This is a genomic window from Acidobacteriota bacterium (assembly GCA_033549365.1).
Classification (GTDB): domain Bacteria; phylum Acidobacteriota; class Aminicenantia; order Aminicenantales; family Saccharicenantaceae; genus JAWSUF01.
Genome location: JAWSUF010000001.1, coordinates 545,091 through 564,075 on the forward strand (window position 1 = coordinate 545,091; position 18,985 = coordinate 564,075).

16 protein-coding genes are annotated in these 18,985 nt (G+C 60.0%); 12 read left to right on the forward strand and 4 right to left on the reverse strand.

Going from position 1 to position 18,985, the window contains the following annotated elements; translation table 11 throughout:
• Positions 1 to 77 precede the first annotated feature (77 nt).
• The 9 genes from SCM96_02455 to SCM96_02495 all read left to right on the forward strand — a co-directional run bounded on the left by SCM96_02455 (position 78) and on the right by SCM96_02495 (position 10,596).
• On the forward strand, positions 78 to 1,775 hold the full coding sequence (locus tag SCM96_02455) for a zinc metalloprotease HtpX (GenBank protein ID MDW7759480.1): 1,698 nt from the start codon (positions 78 to 80) through the stop codon (positions 1,773 to 1,775).
• 134 nt (positions 1,776 to 1,909) lie between these two features.
• On the forward strand, positions 1,910 to 3,463 hold the full coding sequence (locus SCM96_02460; GenBank protein ID MDW7759481.1) for a TonB family protein: 1,554 nt from the start codon (positions 1,910 to 1,912) through the stop codon (positions 3,461 to 3,463).
• Positions 3,464 to 3,510: 47 nt separating this feature from the next.
• Positions 3,511 to 3,756 (forward strand): hypothetical protein, encoded by a 246-nt coding sequence (locus SCM96_02465; protein MDW7759482.1) that lies wholly within the window; start codon positions 3,511 to 3,513, stop codon positions 3,754 to 3,756.
• A gap of 69 nt (positions 3,757 to 3,825) precedes the next feature.
• The gene (locus SCM96_02470; protein ID MDW7759483.1) at positions 3,826 to 4,446 is read left to right on the forward strand and encodes a LysE family transporter; all 621 of its coding nucleotides are present in this window, start codon (positions 3,826 to 3,828) and stop codon (positions 4,444 to 4,446) included.
• Between the two features lie 50 nt (positions 4,447 to 4,496).
• Positions 4,497 to 5,528, forward strand: a complete 1,032-nt coding sequence (locus tag SCM96_02475; GenBank protein ID MDW7759484.1) for a uroporphyrinogen decarboxylase family protein — start codon at positions 4,497 to 4,499, stop codon at positions 5,526 to 5,528.
• Entirely contained in the window at positions 5,525 to 5,728 is a 204-nt protein-coding gene (locus SCM96_02480) for a hypothetical protein (protein MDW7759485.1), read from the forward strand. The genes SCM96_02475 and SCM96_02480 overlap by 4 nt, the downstream gene beginning before the upstream one ends.
• A 16-nt stretch (positions 5,729 to 5,744) precedes the next feature.
• Complete coding sequence (locus SCM96_02485) at positions 5,745 to 8,249, forward strand: glycoside hydrolase family 38 C-terminal domain-containing protein (protein ID MDW7759486.1); 2,505 nt, start codon at positions 5,745 to 5,747, stop codon at positions 8,247 to 8,249.
• Positions 8,250 to 8,251: 2 nt separating this feature from the next.
• A complete protein-coding gene (locus tag SCM96_02490) occupies positions 8,252 to 9,394 on the forward strand; it encodes a uroporphyrinogen decarboxylase family protein (protein ID MDW7759487.1) in 1,143 nt (380 codons plus the stop codon).
• A complete protein-coding gene (locus SCM96_02495; protein ID MDW7759488.1) occupies positions 9,391 to 10,596 on the forward strand; it encodes a Gfo/Idh/MocA family oxidoreductase in 1,206 nt (401 codons plus the stop codon). The genes SCM96_02490 and SCM96_02495 overlap by 4 nt, the downstream gene beginning before the upstream one ends.
• Positions 10,597 to 10,688: 92 nt before the next feature.
• On the opposite strand, the gene rlmN is transcribed toward SCM96_02495, so the two are convergent.
• Positions 10,689 to 11,711 (reverse strand): 23S rRNA (adenine(2503)-C(2))-methyltransferase RlmN, encoded by a 1,023-nt coding sequence (rlmN, locus tag SCM96_02500; GenBank protein MDW7759489.1) that lies wholly within the window; start codon positions 11,709 to 11,711, stop codon positions 10,689 to 10,691.
• 13 nt (positions 11,712 to 11,724) lie between these two features.
• On the reverse strand, positions 11,725 to 13,830 hold the full coding sequence (locus SCM96_02505) for a sodium:solute symporter family protein (GenBank protein MDW7759490.1): 2,106 nt from the start codon (positions 13,828 to 13,830) through the stop codon (positions 11,725 to 11,727).
• Positions 13,831 to 13,991: 161 nt separating this feature from the next.
• Between SCM96_02505 and SCM96_02510 the strand changes: the two genes are divergently transcribed.
• The gene (locus tag SCM96_02510) at positions 13,992 to 14,909 is read left to right on the forward strand and encodes a DMT family transporter (GenBank protein ID MDW7759491.1); all 918 of its coding nucleotides are present in this window, start codon (positions 13,992 to 13,994) and stop codon (positions 14,907 to 14,909) included.
• A 22-nt stretch (positions 14,910 to 14,931) separates the two neighbouring features.
• Here the strand turns inward: SCM96_02510 and SCM96_02515 are convergent, their stop codons facing one another.
• Positions 14,932 to 15,771 carry a hypothetical protein gene (locus tag SCM96_02515; protein ID MDW7759492.1) on the reverse strand — a complete coding sequence of 280 codons (840 nt, stop codon included), beginning with the start codon at positions 15,769 to 15,771 and terminating at the stop codon, positions 14,932 to 14,934.
• Between the two features lie 101 nt (positions 15,772 to 15,872).
• Positions 15,873 to 16,502 (reverse strand): corrinoid protein, encoded by a 630-nt coding sequence (locus tag SCM96_02520; protein MDW7759493.1) that lies wholly within the window; start codon positions 16,500 to 16,502, stop codon positions 15,873 to 15,875.
• Between the two features lie 123 nt (positions 16,503 to 16,625).
• Between SCM96_02520 and SCM96_02525 the strand changes: the two genes are divergently transcribed.
• On the forward strand, positions 16,626 to 17,612 hold the full coding sequence (locus tag SCM96_02525; GenBank protein MDW7759494.1) for a TIM barrel protein: 987 nt from the start codon (positions 16,626 to 16,628) through the stop codon (positions 17,610 to 17,612).
• 5 nt (positions 17,613 to 17,617) lie between these two features.
• Positions 17,618 to 18,922: a hypothetical protein gene (locus SCM96_02530; GenBank protein ID MDW7759495.1), complete on the forward strand. Its 1,305-nt coding sequence runs from the start codon at positions 17,618 to 17,620 to the stop codon at positions 18,920 to 18,922.
• Positions 18,923 to 18,985: the final 63 nt, after the last annotated feature.

The window sequence follows — 18,985 nt, forward strand, 5'->3', positions numbered from 1 at the left end:
TAAGGCAAAATTTAATGGGATTTTTTTTTAGTAGATGGGGTATACTGACTTCTGCAAGGATTGTGGAGAAACTGAAAATGCCCGTCCGCCCGGCCGACTTCTACGAGATCCAGCGCAGGCAAAAAGGCCGAAGTCTGCTCGTTTTTCTGGTTCTGGTCGTTTTCTACAGTTTCGCCGTGGGGTTCATCGCTCTGGCCTTCATTTGGGGCCTCGGCCTGTTTCTGGTTTCCGATCCCTGGATGACCGGCCGATTCCCGACGCTTTTCCCCGCCGCCGTCCTCACGACCGCCGTTGTCATCGCCTGGATCCACTTCCATGACGCCCGGAAAAACGGAGCCGCCTTCATTTTCAAGCGTCTTCAGGCTTCACCGGCCGAACTTTCCGACATTTACCACCGGAGGTTTGCCAACTCCGTCGAAGAGATCCGGATCGCCGCCGGTCTTCCCCGGGTCATTCCCTACGTCATCCCCTGCTTCGCCATCAATTCCATGGCTCTGGTCGGATCGGACGGTGTCCCTTGCGTGGCCGTGACGGAAGGCCTTCTGGCCGACTGCACCCGGGATGAACTCCAGGCCGTCGCCGCCCACGAACTGGCCCATGTCGCCCGCGGCGATACCTTTTATCTGACACTTGTCTGCTCGCTGGCCAACGCCTTCGAAAAGCTCCGCGGCGCGCTCGAACCCGAAAAACATGAACCCGGACATAAAGGACGGGGGGGATCTCCGGGCAGGGCCGGGCCGGTTCTCGCCTACCTGGCCGTTTCGCTGTCGGCCCTGATCATGCATCTCCTGAGCACCCTCGTCAGCCGGGAGCGGGAACTCCTGGCCGACGCCGATGCCGTTGAACTCTGCCGCAATCCCGCCGCGCTGGCCCGGGCCATCGCCCGGGCCCACGTCAAAAATTCCTTTGTCGGGAATTTCAGCCTCTCCTACACGCCCCTGTTCATCGTCCCGCCCGATTCCCGGGAAATCCGGCTGAGTCGACTCAGCCGGGCTTTCAACTCCCACCCGCCCCTGATGGCCAGAATCCAACCGTTGGCGGCCATGGCCCGCAAGACCCCGGACGACATTTTCAAGGAAATCCGGGAGATTCACTCCCAACGCGAGTCGGCACGAAACGTCATCTCCGCCACTCTGCCGGAACCGCCTGCGGAACAGGGAGAATGGATGATCCAAAACGATTCGGGTGTCTGGGAAGGTCCGTTCGAGATCGCGGATCTGTTGACTCGGCCGGATTTCTCGTTTTTTTCCCACCTGAAAAACATCCGGGAAGGTCTGGAGGCCAAGGCCCGGGAATTCCCCCAGATCCGGATCGCTCAACGGCTGAAATCCAAAAAACGAGGCCGATCAACCCGGCCCAAAGGTTTATGCCCTCGATGCCGAACGCTTCTCCATGAAATTTTCTATGAAGGGGTACGGATTCAGGCCTGCCGGGACTGCCGGGGCCGCCTCGTTCCCATATCGGCCATGGACCGCCTGATCGCCCGCCGGGAAGCGGCTTTTACAGAGGACCAGAAAATCAAGGCCGCCGTGTTTGAACGCGAGGTCGTCAACAATCCCCGTCTGCGGCGGAAAAACCGCGTCGAGGAAGGTCTGGAATGCCCGGGGTGCGGGCATATCATGCTCTCCCGCCCTTACAGTTACCAGGACATTCTCCCCGTCGACAAATGTCTGTCCTGCCACAGAATCTGGTTCGATGCCGATGAACTTGAAATCCTTCAAATCTTGATTGAAGACCGGACATCCCGTGAATATCATCCCACGAATCACCTCTAGAGGTGATTGACCGGACCGGGCGCCGATGACATAAAGAGACCGACGCTAAAATCAAGCCGGGTTCTGCCCTTTTCCCGCGATGGGAAAGGGGGTTTTGCCGAAGGGGGCGGATCCTGGGAAGGCGGGTGTGAGCCATGAACGGAAAGAAAATTCTTGTCATTGATTTCGATCAATCTTTTCTCCAATTCATGACCGAGAATCTGGCCAAGCAGGGATTTCAGGTCCTGACGGCCACCGACGGTTTTTCGGGTTTCTGGAAGTATAAGGCCGAGGCGCCTGATTTGGTGCTGAGCGAAATTCTCCTTCCCAAACTCCATGGATTTGAACTCTGCTCCCGGATTCATGCCGACACGGAAAAGAAAACCCCGGTCATTTTCATCACCGGTGTCCAAAAAGACGAAAGTTACCGGAAAGAAGCCATGGAGACGTTCGGCGCGGTGGACTATTTCGACAAACCCGTCAACATCTCCGCCGTATTATCCGTGATCCGGAGAGTCCTCGAAATGCCGGGGGAAACCGCGGAGCCCGCGGCTGAAACCGCAAAACCCGCCCCGCCCCAGCCCGAGGCCGAGCCTCCCGCCAAAGAGACCACGCCGGTCGAGCCGCCGGACCCGCCCGCCGAAACTCAGATCTCTGCCCCAACCATGGAAAAACCGAAACCCAAGAGACGCACAACCGATATCACGGATATCGATGCCCTCCTGAAAGGCACCCTGGATGAAATCGGTTTCAAGAGGACAGAAAAGACGACAAAGACGGCACTACCCAAAATCCCGACTCCTCCGCCGTCGCCTGTTCCGCCACCCGCCGCGGCCCGGGCGACCGGAAGACCCACCACGAGAAGCGTCGAAACTCAACCGCGAATCCAAACAGAAGATCGGGTCAGGAAAACTACCGGTTCGATTCCCATCGAAAAGGCCGATATTTTCGACACCTACAAAGAATCTTCCGATAAGAAGGGCTTTCCCATTGTTCCCATCGCCGGGGGCGTCATCGTCGTTGCCGCGGCCCTGTTTTTCTTCGTATTGAAACCCGGAGAAAAAACCACGTCAAACACATCCTCCGCTGCCTCTCTCGCGGCGCAAGCCATCGCCCAACAGGCCGAAAGGGTCGCCGAGTCCGAAGTGCCGGCCGAAGCCGAAATCGAAGAATCCGTCCCGGAACAGGAAGCGCCTCCGCCGGTGGAAAAACCTGCGCCGACCCCGGCGAAATCCGAACCCGCCCCGGCAAAAGCCGAGCCCGAGAGAAAACCGGCTCCCACCCCGGAACCGGCGGCCATTCTCGCCTTGCCCGAAGCCTCCCTGGCCGTGGATAAACCCGCCCCATCCAAACCGGAGGCGAAAGCCCCTCCGGTTAAATCTCAAGCGGAGGAACCTTCCGTCAAGGCCGGCGACATCGTGCCGCTGCAAAACGTCGATGTCGAACCTCAGCTTCTCAAATCCGTCCAGCCCGTCTACCCTGAATCCGCCCGGCGGTTCCGCATCGAAGGCACGGTGGTCGTCAACATGCTCATCTCGGAAACGGGCGAGGTCATCGATGCCCGGACCGTTCGCGGCATCAAGGGATATCCCGCGTTTGAAAAAGTCGCCGAGAGCGCCGTCCGGAAATGGAGATTCCGCCCCGCGACAAAGGACGGCGTTGCCGTCAAAGTCTGGAAGGTCGAAAGTTTCAAGTTTACACCCAGCTAGAATATCTCTTTGCTTTATGATAGATCAGACTTGAAAGGAGCAGTCGCATGAACAAAGACAGCGAAGGGCTTTTTAGAAAAACCATGGAAGATGTCAAAAAGCAGATGGACTCCATCGACGAGCAGGTCGAGGCGGAACTCCAGAAAGTCCGGGAAAAGCTGGCGGAACTTCAGGAAGAGAAAAAAAATCTCCGGATGGTTTATGAAGGAACAGCCAAAATTCTGGGCATAGAAATCGAGAGAGAGAACGAAGACAAGGCGGAAACCAATACGTCCCGCATGTCTAAAGTCTAAACTCCATTGACGACCGGGCGCCTTTTCAGGTTGGCCTAAAGATCTTTTTTCGGGCAGAGCGGATCCTTCATGTTCATTCTCATCGGACTGTTGGTCGGCTTCGTCGCCGCCATTCCCCTGGGGCCGATCAACGCCTTCGTTCTTTCCCAAACCCTCAAACGCGGTTCCTCTCACGGATTGCTGGCCGGGATGACGGCCGCCGTCCTCGATTTCGTCTATTGCCTGGCCATTCTGGCCGGGTTTTTCCATATCAAGTTCAATCTTTCGCCCGCCCTCCCCTATCTGAAAGTCGTCGCCGCCGGCCTTCTTTTCGCCATCGGACTCAGGCTGTTCATCCAATCCCGGACGTTTACGCTGTCAACCGGCCCCCAGAAACCGTGGGCGGCCACAGCGCGACCGGCTGTCGGAGCGCTGCTGCTCTATGTTTCTAACCCCTCTCTGTATTTCTTCTGGTTCGCCGTGGCCGGGACCATGACCGCCCATGGTCTGGTTCGCCAGGGTCTGGGTTGGGCGGCGCTGTTTTCCCTCGCCTGCGGCATCGGGTCAACCCTCTGGTATCTTATGATCGTCAAGTATATTTCCAATCACAAGCACAAGATCAAGCAGGACACGATCCGGAAACTCTTCGTCGTTTTGGCCCTATTCCTGGCCGGTTTCGCCCTGTTCACAATCGGGACCCTGTTTTTCTAACCGCAACTTGCCAATCCCCGGCCGAGCCGATAGAATAGCGGACGACCGGGATGACCAAACGCGAACGCGTCGAGAAGACCTGGCGGCTCGAAAAAGCCGACCGCCCCCCCTTTGTCCCGGCCGTCTATGAACACAAAGCCCGGCTGATCGGAAAAAGCCCGGCGGAAGTCTGCCGCAGTCCCGAACTGCTCGAATCGGCACTCCGCCGGGAATTAGAAATCTACGACCCGGATATGCTGGCCGTGGGCGTCGATGTCTACAACGTCGAGGCCGAGGCTCTCGGCTGTACCGTCCGGACCGGAAGCGATCCCTGCGGGCTTCCGGCAATTGTCGAACCCATTCTTCGGGCACCGTCCGATCTGGATAAAATCGGAATTCCCGACCCCTCATCCTCGGGGCGAATGCCGATGATGGTGGATACGGCTTCCCGCCTGCATGCCGACATGGGACATGAGATGATCATTCGGGGCGCACTGTCCGGCCCCTTCTCCATGGCCTCCGCCCTGACCGGCCACGAAACCCTGTTGGTGGCCTGCCTCGAAGAACCGGCTTTTACCCGCAGTCTTCTCGAATTCTGCGGCCGCGTCTGCGTCGCTTTTGGAAGCGCGTTCCTGGACCGGGGCGCCGGTGTGGTCATTTTCGACTCCAAGGCCTGCCCCGGAGCTTCTTCTCCCCGTATTTTCCACGACTTCGTTCTCCCCGTCTATCGGGACCTGGTGATGCCGGGCCTTCGATCGGCGGGGGCACGGAATATCGCCCTGATCATCGGCGGCGACACGACCTCCATCATGAGCGATCTTCCGGCCACAGGCGCCACACAACTGCTCTGCGACGCCGGAACGAACATCCCGGCCTTCGCCGCGGCCTGCCGCAAATCCGGCCTCGCCTTCCGGGCCAACGTCGACGCTCGCCTCGTCCACCAGGGTCCCATCGAAGCCATCCGGCGTCAAACGACGGAGGTCCTGCGGACGGCAGGCACTCAGCCGGGATTCCTTTTGGGATGCGGCGTCGTCGCCTACGACTGCGAACCGGATCATGTCCTGGCCATCCGGGACATCCTCGAGCAAGGAGTTATGACATGACCAAATTTCTTCTCTGGCTGATTCTCTTTATCCTCTGCTGGCCCCTGGCGCTTCTCGGCCTGATTCTCTATCCCATCGTCTGGATTTTGCTGCTTCCGTTCCGATTGATCGGCATCACGGTGAGCGCTGTTCTCGATCTGTTCAAAGCCCTGATCACCCTGCCCGCCCGGCTGCTCCGGGGTCCGTCCCAAATGCCCTGAATCGGCGGCCCTTGACATGAAACACCGCCGTCTTCACCTCGTCTGCAACGCCCACCTCGACCCCGTCTGGCTCTGGGAATGGGAAGAGGGCGCCGGCGAAGCCCTCTCGACCTTCCGAACGGCGGCCGGTTTCTGCGAGACGGAAAAGAGGTACGTCTTCTGTCACAACGAGGCCGTCCTCTACCGATGGGTCGAGGAGTATGAACCGGCCCTGTTCGCGCGCATCCGCCGATTGGTCCGCAGGGGCCGCTGGCACATCATGGGCGGCTGGTATCTCCAACCCGACTGCAACCTTCCGAGCGGCGAGTCCTTCGTCCGGCAGATTCTTCTCGGCAAAACCTACTTCGCGGAACGTTTCGGCGTCGATGTCGACACGGCCTGCAACCTCGACCCGTTCGGCCACACCCGCGGTCTCGTCCAGATCCTGGCCAAGAGCGGCTTCCGAGCCTATCTGTTCTGCCGGCCGGGAAAAGACGAACTTCCGCTGGAATCGGACACCTTCGTCTGGGTCGGCTACGACGGATCGGAAGTTCTGGCCGAAAGAGCCTCGGCCCACTACAATTCGGAACGGGGGCGCGCGGCCGCCAAGATCGAGGCCTGGACGGCCGCCCATCCGGACCGGAAACTGAGCTTACTTCTCTGGGGCGTCGGAAATCACGGCGGCGGAGCATCCCGGCGGGATCTCTCGGAAATCAATAAGCTCATCAAACGCAAGACCGGATGGACCATCCGTCATTCGACTCCCCAGTCCTATTTCCGCGAAGTCGAAAAGGAAAGGACGGCCCTGCCCCGCCTCGAAAAAGACCTCAATCCCTGGGCCGTGGGGTGTTACACCTCGATGGCCGCGGTCAAAAGAAAACACCGTCTTCTCGAAAGCGAACTCTTCGCGACCGAAAAGATTGTCTCCCCGGCCTGGGCGCAGGGACTGATCCCTTATCCGGAGACCGAGCTCAAGGCGGCCTCCGAAGACCTGGCCTTCGCCCAGTTCCACGATCTACTGCCGGGTTCCTCCATCCCGGCCGGCGAGGAGGGGTGTCTCCGGATCATGGATCACGGCCTGGAGATCTTGTCCCGGGTCCGAGCCCGGGCCTTTTTCGCCCTGTGTTCCGGACAGAAGCCGGCCCGCCGCAACGAAATCCCCATCTTCATCCTCAATCCACATCCCTTTCGCATCCGGACCGTCGTCGAATGTGAATTCGAACCCCACGAGCCGGATTTCCAATCCGGCTATCTGGCTCCCGTGGTCTCCGGGCGAGCCGGTCGGATCCCATCTCAACCCGAAAGGGAGGAGAGCAACCTGTCCGTCGAATGGCGAAAAAAGGCGGTTTTTACGGCCGTCCTCGAGCCGGCCCGGCTGAACCGCTTCTCCTGCCGTCTCGAACGCCTGCCGGAACGGCCGAAGTCCCGGGTGAAAGCCCGGAATGGTCTTTTCTCTTTTCAAAACGCGGAGAGGTCGCTCGCCGTCAGTGCCCGAAGCGGCCTCATCGAAACATGGACCGTCCGCGGCCGAAACCTGATCGCCGGAAAAGCGTTTCAACCGCTCGTCATAAGCGACAACCTGGATTCCTGGGGGATGAAAGTCCGCCGGTTCCGGGATGTCGAGGGACGTTTCAAACTCCTTTCGGAAAAGGAGGCCCGCGCCTTCGCCGGCGTCTCCGGAAAAGCGCCGTTTCTCCCCGTCCGGGTGATCGAAGACGGCCCCGTCAGGACGGTCGTCGAAGCCCTTTTCGGCCGGGGGTGTTCGCGCCTGGCTGTCCGCTACAAAATCCCAAGGGAAGGAACGGAGTTCGAAGCCGAAATCCGGGTTTTCTGGGCCGAAAAAGACCGGATGCTCAAGCTGAGCCTGCCGTTCGTTCCGAGTCGAAGTTTTTTCGCCGGACAGGTCGCCTACGGATGGGATCGCCTGCCTTCGGACGGTGACGAGGCGGTTTTCCAGAAATGGGCGGCCGTCCTTTCGGAAAATGACGATTGGGCGGCGACCGTCATCAACGACGGCATTTACGGCGGCGACTTCCACAACGGCGAGCTTCGGGTTTCTCTGCTCCGGTCCCCGGCCTACGCCGCCGATCCCATGCCCGGAAAAAATCCACCGGCCGACGACCGCCATTCACCCCGGCAGGACCAGGGCATGAGAACCTTCCGGTTCTGGCTGAATGCCGGTCCGCTGCGGGAGCGGCTGGACGCCGTCGACCGCGAAGCCCTGGTCCGAAACGAAAAGCCTTTTGTCTTGTCTTGTTTTCCGCCGGGAACAGGACGCCGGTCCCTCTCCGGACCGGTCCTGAGCGACGACGTCGTCCAAATCGCGGCCTTGAAAAAAGCGGATAACGGCCGCTTTTTGGTCATCCGGCTTTTCGAACCGACCGGCCGGCCCAGGAAAACGACGCTCTCGCTGCCTTTTTCGGGGGTAAAAACGCGTCTGCGGCTCGGCGGGTTCGAAATTAAAACCCTGCTTTTCGATATGAAATCGAAAACATTCCGGGAGGCCGATCTCCTGGAAAATCCTCTTGGAGACGCCCCGTAAGCGTGACCTCCAAAGAGCGAGTCCGGGCCGTTCTCGAAGGGCTCATTCCGGACCGGGTCCCCTACGCCGAATTCGCCGTGGACTTCGACACGGTCGAAAAAATCCTCGGGCGGGAAACCTATCTCCGGGCCAAGGCCCGCTCCCAGATCGCCTTCTGGGAGGGTCGTCACGCCGAGGTTGCCGAAAGCTGGGTCAAGGATCACATCGAACTCCACCGCAGGATCGAACTGGACATCGTCACATTCCCCATGGCCACTTGGGAGATCCCTCCCGAAAGCGACGACCCGCCGCCCCGGCGCATCGACGAGGCGACCTGGGAAGACAAACACGGCCGCGTCTTCCGGATGTCCGATATCACCCATGACATCACCTGTGTCCGGGATCCCGTGAGAGACGCCCGGCGGTACACCGTCGAGGAATTTCTTCGCGATCCCGATCCCCCCGTTCGGGACGAGAGGTCCTGGAAGATCCTCGACACCGTCATTCAGGAACTCAAGGACGAAAAATTCATCTGCGGGCCGTCGGGCGGCTCCATCGGCATCCTCCTGCTCGGCGGCATGGAGCGCGGATTGATGGAGCTCATCGACAACCCCGACGTCGTTCGGGCGGCGACGGCTGACACCCTCCGCCGGCAGAATCTGGCCGATGCCGTGATGATTCATCCCGATGCGGACGCCGTTCTCTGGGCCGACGATCTCGGCTACAGGTCCGGACCGCTCATCCGTCCGGAGATGTTCCGGTCGTTCTTTCTCGAAGCCAACGCGGCCCGGGCAAAAAACATCCGCGACGGATACGGCAAAAAGATCCTGAATCACTGCTGCGGCAATGTCGAAGCGCTGGTGGACGACTTTATCGCCATCGGCTGCGACGCCTACCAGGCCATCCAGCCGACGGCCGGGATGGACATCTGCCGTCTGAAAAAAACACACGGAGACAGAATCACGCTGTGGGGCGGCGTGGCCGTCGAGAACCTCGTCAGCGGAAGCCCCGAAGACGTCCGATCCGACATCCGCCGATCCATAGCCTGCGCCAAACCCGGCGGCCGCTTCATTCTGGGATCGAGCCACAGCATCGCCGTCGGAACACGATACGAAAATTTCCTGGCTCTTCTCGACGAGCATCGGAAAAGGCGGGATTACGCATGATCGACGTTTTGCTTTCCGGAATCGGCGGCATGGGGGCGGTCTATGTTTCGGCTTTGCTCGACGCCGGAGATGAGCACGAGGCCCGGCTTGTCGGGGCGGTTGATCCCCAACCCGAACGCTGTCCGCGGCTTAACGAGCTCAGAGCGCGGGGCATCCCCCTCTATCCTTCGCTCGAGGCGCTTTATCTGGATCGTCGGGCCGACCTGGCCGTCGTCTCCTCGCCCATTCACTTCCACGCCGCCCAGACCCGGCTGGCCCTGTCCCGGGGCAGTTTCGTTCTCTGCGAAAAGCCCGCCGCCGCAACCATTCAGGATGTCCGGGCCATGCAGGCCGCCGAAGCCGAAACGGAGAACTGGACGGCCGTCGGATTCCAGTGGTCGTTCAGTCCGGCGATTCAGGCGCTGAAGAAAGACATCCTGTCCGGCGATTTCGGACGCCCCCGCCGGCTGAAATGCCTCTATCTCTGGCCCCGCGATGACGCCTACTTCCGGAGAAGCGATTGGGCGGGGAAACAACATGACGGCCGGGGAAACTGGATTCTCGACAGCCCGGCCCAAAACGCCATGGCCCACGACCTGCACAATATGTTTTATCTTCTGGGACAAAACATCGAGGCAAGCGCTTCCCTCGCCCAAGTCGAGGCCGAGCTTTTTCGGATCTATCCCATCGAAAATTTCGACACGGCCGCAATGCGATGCCTGACGACGGACGGCGTCGAAATCCTGTTCCTGGTCTCCCACGCGTCTCTTGAGGACCGGGGGCCGATTTTCCGCTATGAGTTCGAAAAGGCCGTCGTCGCCTGTGACGGCCGGGGGGCCGGCGTGCGGGCCGATCTCCCCGACGGCTCGCGCCGGGACTACGGCGACCCGGACGTCGAGCCCATGGCCAAGCTTTGGCAAAGCCTCGAGGCCTTGCGGAACGGCGGACGCCCGGTCTGCGGATTGCAGGCCGCGTCAAGCCAGGTCCTGTGCCTCAACGGCGCCCAGGAGTCCATGCCTTGGATCATTGACTTCCCCAAGACGGACATCCGCCGGGTCGAGGACGGTTTCGGGTACAGGCTTGTTGCAGAAGGACTCGATGAGGCCTTCAAGGCCTGTTTCGAACGCTTTCTCCTGCCTTCCGAACTCGGCGCGCCCTGGGCCCGCAAAGGCCGCAAAATCCCCCTCGACACCTACACCTTCTATCCCTCTTTCCCAGCCTAAAACCCAAAGATTTGGGCGTCTTGTGAAGGGATTCCCCCGAGCCCGTAAAGCGGAAGCCTCAGTGCAGGAGAAATGAAGGGGCAAAGCCAGGGCTATAGGCAGCCGGCGAGCTGGCCGCAGGCGGCCTGGATATCTCCGCCCTTGGAGAGGCGGAGCGTCACGGACACTTTGCGCTCCTCGAGACGGCGGCGGAACCGAACGATCTCTCCGTCCGTCGGCCTTTCAAAGTCCAATCCCGGAACGGGGCTGAAGGCGATGAGGTTGACTTTCGCCTTGAGAGTCCGGGCGATCCCGGCCAGGCCTTCGACGTCGGACTGGGCATCATTGACGCCCCGGAGCAAGACATATTCAAGGGTCAGCATCCGTCCGCCCTCCCGGATATAGTCCTCGCAGGCGGCGACCAGGTCCTCGAGAGGATATTTCCGGTTGATGGGCATGAGACGGCTCCGCAGGGCGTCGTTTGCGGCATGGATCGAGACGGAAAGATTGACTTGGAGGTTGAGTCCGGCCAGCTTTTGAATTCCTGGAACAAGCCCCGCCGTCGAGATTGTCATCCTTCTTGCAGCAATCCCCATGCCTTCGGGAGAATTCATGATCCGGAGGACCTTTTCCAGGCTCTTGAAATTGTCGAGCGGCTCACCCATGCCCATGAAAACATAATTCGTCGGGGCCGGGCCGGGACCGCGGGCAAAAAACAGGGCTTGGCCGAGGATTTCCGAGGGGGACAAATTTCTCTGGAAGCCGTGGCGCCCGCTGGCGCAGAACGCACAGCCGAATCGGCACCCGGCCTGGGTGGAAAGACAGATCGTGGATCTTCGCCCGGATGGAATGCGGACGGCTTCGACGGCCCGGCCGTCAAAGAAAACAAAAAGATGCTTTTCCGTTCCGTCGGACGATCGGCGGGTTTCGACCGGTTCGAGATTTTTGAGTTCGAACCTCTCCCTAAGCCGGATCTTGAGGGTTTCGGGCACATTCGTCATCGACTCGAACGACGAGGCGGCCTTCCGGTAGAGCCAGAAAAAAACCTGTCCGGTACGAAAAACGGGTTCATCGAGCGCACGCATCTCCGTCCGGAGTTCGGCCGGCGTCAGGTCGCGAAGATCAGGTTTGCCCATCCCGACTCCCACATCACTTGACGGTCACAACCAGCCAGAGCAGCAGAAGAATCACGCCGACCAGAAGCCAGCTCCCCCCAAAACCGATCAGGTCGGCCTTGGTCGGTTTGAGCAACTCCCAATTCGAGCCCGGGCGGATTTTCTGCTTGAAAACCTTTTCCGGATCGGCGGCGGCTTCGGCCACGGCCCGGGCATCCTCTTCGGGCGTGGGTTGGACGGGCGTGTGAAGTTTGGCGAAAAAACGGTCGAGGTCCGTCCTGGATACCGGTCGGGTCACAAAACTCAAGAGAAACAACAGAACGAACGGGAACAGCGCGTCGAATCCGAATCGGGCCGCCGTCAACCGGGCTTTGGACCAATGCGTGAAATCGATGCCGAACCAGCTCAGAACCCAGATCTCGGCATGGAAACGTCCGATGCCGATCTTAGGCGACTCGGGATCGGACGGGTCCTGAAGGGCGACCTTTTCGAAAAAGATGCCGGCCGGCTCGCGCAGGTGAGTTTTCAGAATGGCCTCGCCGGTGTGAGAGGCGCGCCCGGCCGCGACATCTTCCAGGACGGATTTGGTGGCGATGGTCATCACCCGGGGAGCCGTTTCCCGGAGAAATCCTTCCCGCGTCCGGGCCCAATCCAGGGTCTGAAAAAGGTTCGGTACGACGGCATAGATCGTGAAACAGAGAACGACCTGGACGATGACGGCCGGACGCGTGACACGCCGCCAGACAAACCCCAGCCAGATCGAGGCGCCGAATACGGCCGGCAGGGATATGAAATATTTGAAAAGGTCGAGGAGGTTGCCGATGTACAGGGCCGCTCCCACTCCGCCTAGAAGTGTGACGGCGACGGCGACGCGGCCGATGGCGACAAGCTGGGCCTCGGATTTCGGTTTGAAAAACGGCTGGTAGATATTGCGGATAAACAGCGCGGAGTGGGAAACGCTCGAAGCCGAAAGCGTGGACATTTCGGCCGACAGGATGCCGGCGACCATCAGACCGACGGCTCCCGGAAACAGAAGATCGAGGGTCATCCGCCCCCAGATGAGGTCGGGATCGTGGAGCTGGCCCCTGTAAAGGGCCAGGGCCAGCAGACCCGTCAGGGCCCAGAAGATCATGATGAACCGTTTGAAAAACATGCCGCCGATCATGCCGATTCGAGCCGTCGTTTCGTTTTTCGCCGAACCGGCCGTCTGCATCCCCGTGGCGACGGCGATGATGGACACCAGGTTGGCCAACGCCATGGCCATGATCGTGTACCAGGCGTATTCGCTCGTCGCCGCTGAACCGAAAAGCCGGAACATGAAATCCGGCACGGAGGCGTGGAGGCCGGCGAAACCGCCGACTTTGGCCATACCCAGAGGCACAAGCATGATGGAAAAGATAGTGATCAAGACTCCCTGGATGACGTCCGTAATGGCCGCGGCCAGAAAGCCCCCCATGATGGTGTAAAACCCGACGATGACGACATAGAGAGCATAGAGCTCGATGGGCCGCGTATAGGAGATGAAGGACTTCAACTCGCCTTTTTTATGGCGTTCGCCGAGTTCGTCGTAGCGGGCCGATTCTTCGTCCGTCAGGCCTTCAGGGATCCGTTCCTGGAGACGCCGGTATTCTTGAAACAGATCAACGCTCCGGGTTTCCTCCACCGTGTATTTTTCTACGGGCTTGGGGGTCAGCGCCATGACGGTTTTCGCGGCGATCATGAAGGCCACGCCGTTTCCAAGAAAGGCCATGAACAGCGTGAAGACGGCAAAGGCCGCGGCCAGGAACCGGCTCCGGTAGCGCTCGGCAAAGAAATCGCCGATCGTTACCAGGCGGACGCGCCGGAAAAACCCGACCGTAAACCAGTAAAACGGAGTCAGGAAGAGAACAAGATACTGGATCCACATCCCGCCGATTCCCTGGCGGTAGACCTCGCGGGAGATGACGATGGCCTGATCGGCATTTGTGGAGGTTCCGAAATTGAGAAAAAACTGGACGGTCTTTCCCAAACGGCGCCCGGCCACATAAAAATCCTCCGTGGTTTTCGTCACGCGGGAAGCGCGGACGCCCAGCCAGAGGACAATGCCGAGAAAGGTCAGGACGACCAGGACGTCGAGCCAGTGCAACCCCAGAAACGTCATCGGAAGGTTTATATCATGCCCCGCCCGCTCCTGCAAGGCAGCGAAACCGGCGGCGCGTGGTCATTGACGCAACCGGAGGAATTCTGTTACAAGTGAGGACTCGCCCGCGGCCCGGATTCCCGTTCCGGACGCCGGAGGCGGGAATCAGGAGGAAACCCAACATGTCCGCGCTTTTCGCTCAGATCGAAGCCGCCCCCCGCATGGGAGAGATTCTGGCTCTCACATCCGGCCTGGTCTGGGCCGTCTCCGTGATCCTGTTCCGGGTCATCGGGCGCACGGTTCATCCCCTGGCGCTCAATCTCTTCAAGAACATCTTCGCCGGAGCGCTTGTTATCCTGACGATGACGGCATGGGGTTTGCCCCTCCTTCCGAAACTCGTCCCGGCGGATTACGGGCTCTTCCTGTTGAGCGGGATTATCGGAATCGGAATTTCCGATACGTTGTTTTTAAAGAGCCTCAACATCCTGGGGGCAAGCCGTACGGCCATCGTCGACTGCCTGTACAGCCCGTTTGTCATCGGGCTGTCCTTCCTGTTCCTGGCGGAAAGCATGACGGCCTCGCAGATATTCGGCGTCGTGCTCATCATTTCCGCGGTCCTGACCGTAACCCGGAACGGCGGCGACGAACCCCAATCGCGGCGGAATCTCGTTTTCGGCGTCTTTCTGGGGGCCCTGGCCATGTTGACCGTTGCGGCCGGGATCGTGATGGTCAAGCCGGCCCTGGCCCGGGTGCCCTTCCTCTGGGCGGTTCTTTTCCGCCTTCTGGGCGGAGCCGGATCGCTGGGAATTTTCATGTTTTTTCACCCCCGCCGCCGCACCATTCTGGCGCCTCTGGTTCAAATCGCCAACTGGAAGGCTCTCATTCCCGCTTCGTTTTTCGGGGGCTATCTTTCCCTGATTTTCTGGATGGGGGGGATGAAACTCGCCTTTGCCTCCGTTGCAGCCGCCCTCAACCAGCTCAACACCATCTTCATCGTCATCCTGGCGGCAATTTTCCTCAAGGAAAAGGTGACCGCTCTCAGGGTGGCGGCCATCGCCGGCGCCTTCATCGGCGCCTACCTAGCCTCCCACCCCTTTTGACCTGATCCATTCAGAAAATTGGTTATTGTTTTGCGGCGAGCTTGATATCGACGAAGAAGTTGTAGCGCTTGGGTCCCGCCTGGAAACCGCCGGCGCTGGAGTCACCGGCGCGGGCTTCGCCGTCACGCATAGTCCCTTCCATGGAAGTCGCGGCGCCAGAGGCTCGGGAGCTGGCTTCGGCCCTTCGGGCCATCATGGCCTTCTGGATCTCCGGCGTCGTGCCGCCCCATTCGAAGCCCAGGGTCAGGGCCTGTCCGGGCTGAACACCGAGGCCTCCCGCATGCTCCGCCTGGCTCAGGGGAATGCGGAACTCGTAGGCAACGCTCTTGTCCTGGCCACGGGCATAGCGGAAATTCGGCGGCTGGGAATCGTCCTGCCCGCCGGTCGCAACCTGTCTCTTGGCGCTGATGACCTCGGCGTCATAAAGCATGAACATCTTTTTCGCCATCATTTCGGCTTTCTGCTGTTCGGTCAGGACATCGCCTTCCTTTTCCATCCGGGCAACGATCTCCTCGGCCGGCACCTGCTTGCGGCTGAAATGCAGACCGATGTTTTTTCTCTTTTTACCGTCCAGGTTGTAAAAGACCTTCATGCCGGTCATATCGATCGACGACAGAAACTGGGGATCCCGGAAGATGAAAAAGATATACAGGTTTTTATCGTCGTTCTTGAACGCGTAATCGACACCGTATTTTTCCTCAGTGTAAAAATCCGCATCGGCCCAGTCTTCGACGGCCCCGTCGATCCTCACCGGCGCAGAGGCCCAACCGCTGAGAACGGTATCGTCAGCCGCCATCGCGCCGCCGCTGATCATTCCGGCAATAACGAACGCCGCAACTCCCATTAATCTCATTCGTTTCATTCCAACCTCCTCGGGCCTGATGTGCGACCCTCAATCAAATAAAGTGACATCACTATTATAATGGATTCCACGACGGATTCAAACTTCGTCCGGGTCCGGTCTCAGGCTGAAAGCAACCGCCCGATTTCCTCGACGGCGCTGGCCGCATCCGGGGCATAGCCCTCGGCCCGGATCTGGTCGGCATAGGCGCGGGTGACGGGCGCCCCGCCGATGATAACGGGGACGGACAGGCCGGCGGAGCGCAGGGAATCCACGACGTTTTTCATGTTGACCATGGTCGTCGTCAGAAGCGCCGACAGGGCGATGACGCCGGCGCCGTTCGTCCGGGCCGCCTCGACGAAGGCCTCGGGAGCGACGTCGATTCCGAGATCGACGATCTTGTATCCCGACCCGCGGAGCATCATGGCCACAAGATTTTTCCCGATATCGTGGAGATCTCCTTTAACGGTCCCAATGACGACAATCCCCCGGGGCGCGACCTTGTCCCGGACGAGATGGGGCTCAAGCCGGGCCAACCCGGCGTTCATCGCCCGGGCGGCCACCAGCACTTCCGGGATGAAAACCTCATTGTTCTTGAACATGACGCCCAGACGCTCCATGCCGGGGATCAGGCCTTCATTCAGAATTCGGGCTGCGGGTTGACCCGACGCCAGCGCTTGTTCGACGAGTTCCGTGACCTTGTCTTTGTTTCCGGCCAGCAGGGCTTCCTGGATGTCTTTGAACATGTCCATCTCCTTGTGTGCCCCCTAATATCCCAAGATGCCGATATCATGTCAAGATGGATCGCCCGATACATCGCTTTTCAAGACCGTCCCTTTTTGCTACCATGACCGCGGACGGCACAGCATCCGGACATGAAACGCTTCAATGTCGGAATCGACAGCTACGGTCTCGAATTCCGCCGGTTGACGCCCTTTGAACTCCTGGACTGGGCGCTTATGAACGACGCCGACGGCGTCCAGTTCTCCGGCATCGATCCGGCCCTGGGTCTCGAGGTGGATAAGCCCTTTCTCGAAGAATTGGGCGCCTACGCCGCCGAAAACAATCTGTATCTCGAATGGGGCGGCGGCCAGCACATTCCCCTCGATCTCGCTTCCGGAAAACCCCTCGATATCCGGGCCGTCAACAGAAAGGCGGCCGAGGAGGCCCGCATCCTTGGCGTTTCCGTGATCCGCTCCTGCTCGGGCGGGCTCATGCGCTGGACCCCGGACGCCTTGCCGACCGAGACCTATCTCCGGTTGAGCGCCGAAAGCCTCAAGGCCCAGCTTTCCATGCTCCGCGACCATGGCGTCACACTGGCCCTCGAAACTCATTTCGAGTTCACGACGTTCGAGATTCTCAGGTTATTCGACATGTGCGATGTCGCCCCCGGAGAGGGGCTGGGCATTTGCCTGGACACCATGAATCTTCTGACCATGCTCGAAGACCCCGTCCCGGCGACGCGCCGCGTCCTGCCCTGGGTCGTCGCGACGCATATCAAGGACGGCGGCATCCTTCTTCGGGACGAGGGCCTCGTTTCTTTTCCGGCCGAGGCCGGAGAAGGCATCATCGATTTCGCCGCAATTTTCGATCTCCTGGCCGCACAGCCACGACGAATCAACCTTTCTCTCGAAGACCACGGCGGGGATTTCCCGATTCCGATCTTCGATCCCGTTTTCCTGTCCGGATTTCCCAACCTGACGGCCGGTGAATTGACATCCCTCTTGAAGCTCGCCCTCCTGAGCGCCGAAGCCGTTCGGACCGGCCAAATCGGTGTTCTCGACAGGAAACTCTGGCCCCGGGTGGGCGAAGCCCGCCTCAAACGGGGTTTACGCAACATCCGGCGCATCGCGAACGGATAGCCCCCATGGCCGTCCACGAACATTTCAATTTCCAGAGCAAGGAGACGCTCCTCGAAAAAGCCCGCACCCTCGGACACCCCCTCCCCTGGATCGACGACATCGGCGCCCTTCTTCAACCGGAGGTCCTGTACGGGAAGGTTCTGTCCAACAGGTTGGCCGTTCTTCCCATGGAGGGGGCGGACAGCAAGCCCGACGGTTCGCCTTCGGAAACGACATTCCGCAGATATCAAAGATTCGCCGGCGGCGGAAGCTCTCTCATCTGGTTCGAAGCCACGGCCGTCGTCCCGGAGGGTCGATCCAATCCCCGCCAGCTCATGCTGAACGCCGCAACGCGGGACGGCTTTGCAAGGCTTGTCGAGGCCGTTCGCAAAGCGGCCGGCCGGAATGCGATCGCCGTCATTCTCCAACTGACCCATTCCGGACGCTTTTCCAAGCCGGAAGGGAAACTTCGACCGACGATCGCTGTAAAAAACCCCCATCTCGATCATCTTCAGGGGCTTCCGAACGACCATCCGCTGATCACCGACTCGGAACTCGACCGGCTTCAGGAGAGATTCGCGGAGGCCGGCGTCCTGGCCGCTGAGGCCGGATTCGACGGCGTCGACGTCAAGGCCTGCCACGGATACCTCGTAGCCGAACTTCTGACCGCGAGGCTGCGACTCAACAGCCGCTACGGAGGATCCTTGGCCGATCGCTCCCGGTTTCTTCTCCAAACCATCGAAAAAATCCGAACGGCCGCGCCCGGACTTCTCGTCGCTTGCCGCCTGAACGCCTATGACGCCGTTCCCTATCCCCACGGCTTCGGGGTCGATGTGAACAATCCAGGCATCGAGAACGCCGAAGAAGTCCTGGCCCTGACCGCGGAACTGAGACGCCGGGGCGTTTCCCTTCTCGGCCTGTCCCTGGGGATTCCTTTTCTGAACCCCCAATACGGGCGGCCCTTCGACACGCCCATTCCCGGCGGCTCAACGCCCTCCGAACATCCTCTTGAAGGTGTCGCCCGCCACTTGAGGGCGGCCGCGCGGGTCCGGCAAGCATTTCCCGACATCGCCGTTGTCGCCGCCGGCCTCACGTGGCTGCGCCGTTTTTTCCCCAACGTCGGAGCGGCCATGATCGAGTCGCGACAATCGACGTTCATCGGCCAGGGACGCGGCGCCCTGGCCTATCCGGATTTCGCCCGGGATTTATTCGAAACAGGCAAGATGGATCCGGCAAAAACCTGCACGACCTGTTCGCTTTGCTCCAAACTCCTGAGAGAAGGGCGGCCCTCGGGATGCGTCGTTCGGGACGGCCCCTTTTATTCAATTTGAGTCGAGATTCATCAAAACTTAACAATCCTGTATTATGGTGAGAAAGAAAAGCCGTGAGGAGGC

What these genes read in the sequence shown, in the direction of transcription:
- SCM96_02455 (MDW7759480.1), top strand. Translation starts at nt 78, where the DNA reads ATGCCCGTCCGCCCGGCCGACTTCTACGAGATCCAGCGCAGGCAAAAA.
- SCM96_02520 (MDW7759493.1), bottom strand. Translation starts at nt 16,502, where the DNA reads ATGGACATGTTCAAAGACATCCAGGAAGCCCTGCTGGCCGGAAACAAA.
- SCM96_02475 (MDW7759484.1), top strand. Translation starts at nt 4,497, where the DNA reads ATGACCAAACGCGAACGCGTCGAGAAGACCTGGCGGCTCGAAAAAGCC.
- SCM96_02485 (MDW7759486.1), top strand. Translation starts at nt 5,745, where the DNA reads ATGAAACACCGCCGTCTTCACCTCGTCTGCAACGCCCACCTCGACCCC.
- SCM96_02460 (MDW7759481.1), top strand. Translation starts at nt 1,910, where the DNA reads ATGAACGGAAAGAAAATTCTTGTCATTGATTTCGATCAATCTTTTCTC.
- SCM96_02495 (MDW7759488.1), top strand. Translation starts at nt 9,391, where the DNA reads ATGATCGACGTTTTGCTTTCCGGAATCGGCGGCATGGGGGCGGTCTAT.
- SCM96_02465 (MDW7759482.1), top strand. Translation starts at nt 3,511, where the DNA reads ATGAACAAAGACAGCGAAGGGCTTTTTAGAAAAACCATGGAAGATGTC.
- SCM96_02525 (MDW7759494.1), top strand. Translation starts at nt 16,626, where the DNA reads ATGAAACGCTTCAATGTCGGAATCGACAGCTACGGTCTCGAATTCCGC.
- SCM96_02480 (MDW7759485.1), top strand. Translation starts at nt 5,525, where the DNA reads ATGACCAAATTTCTTCTCTGGCTGATTCTCTTTATCCTCTGCTGGCCC.
- SCM96_02515 (MDW7759492.1), bottom strand. Translation starts at nt 15,771, where the DNA reads ATGAAACGAATGAGATTAATGGGAGTTGCGGCGTTCGTTATTGCCGGA.
- rlmN (MDW7759489.1), bottom strand. Translation starts at nt 11,711, where the DNA reads ATGGGCAAACCTGATCTTCGCGACCTGACGCCGGCCGAACTCCGGACG.
- SCM96_02505 (MDW7759490.1), bottom strand. Translation starts at nt 13,830, where the DNA reads ATGACGTTTCTGGGGTTGCACTGGCTCGACGTCCTGGTCGTCCTGACC.
- SCM96_02470 (MDW7759483.1), top strand. Translation starts at nt 3,826, where the DNA reads ATGTTCATTCTCATCGGACTGTTGGTCGGCTTCGTCGCCGCCATTCCC.
- SCM96_02530 (MDW7759495.1), top strand. Translation starts at nt 17,618, where the DNA reads ATGGCCGTCCACGAACATTTCAATTTCCAGAGCAAGGAGACGCTCCTC.
- SCM96_02510 (MDW7759491.1), top strand. Translation starts at nt 13,992, where the DNA reads ATGTCCGCGCTTTTCGCTCAGATCGAAGCCGCCCCCCGCATGGGAGAG.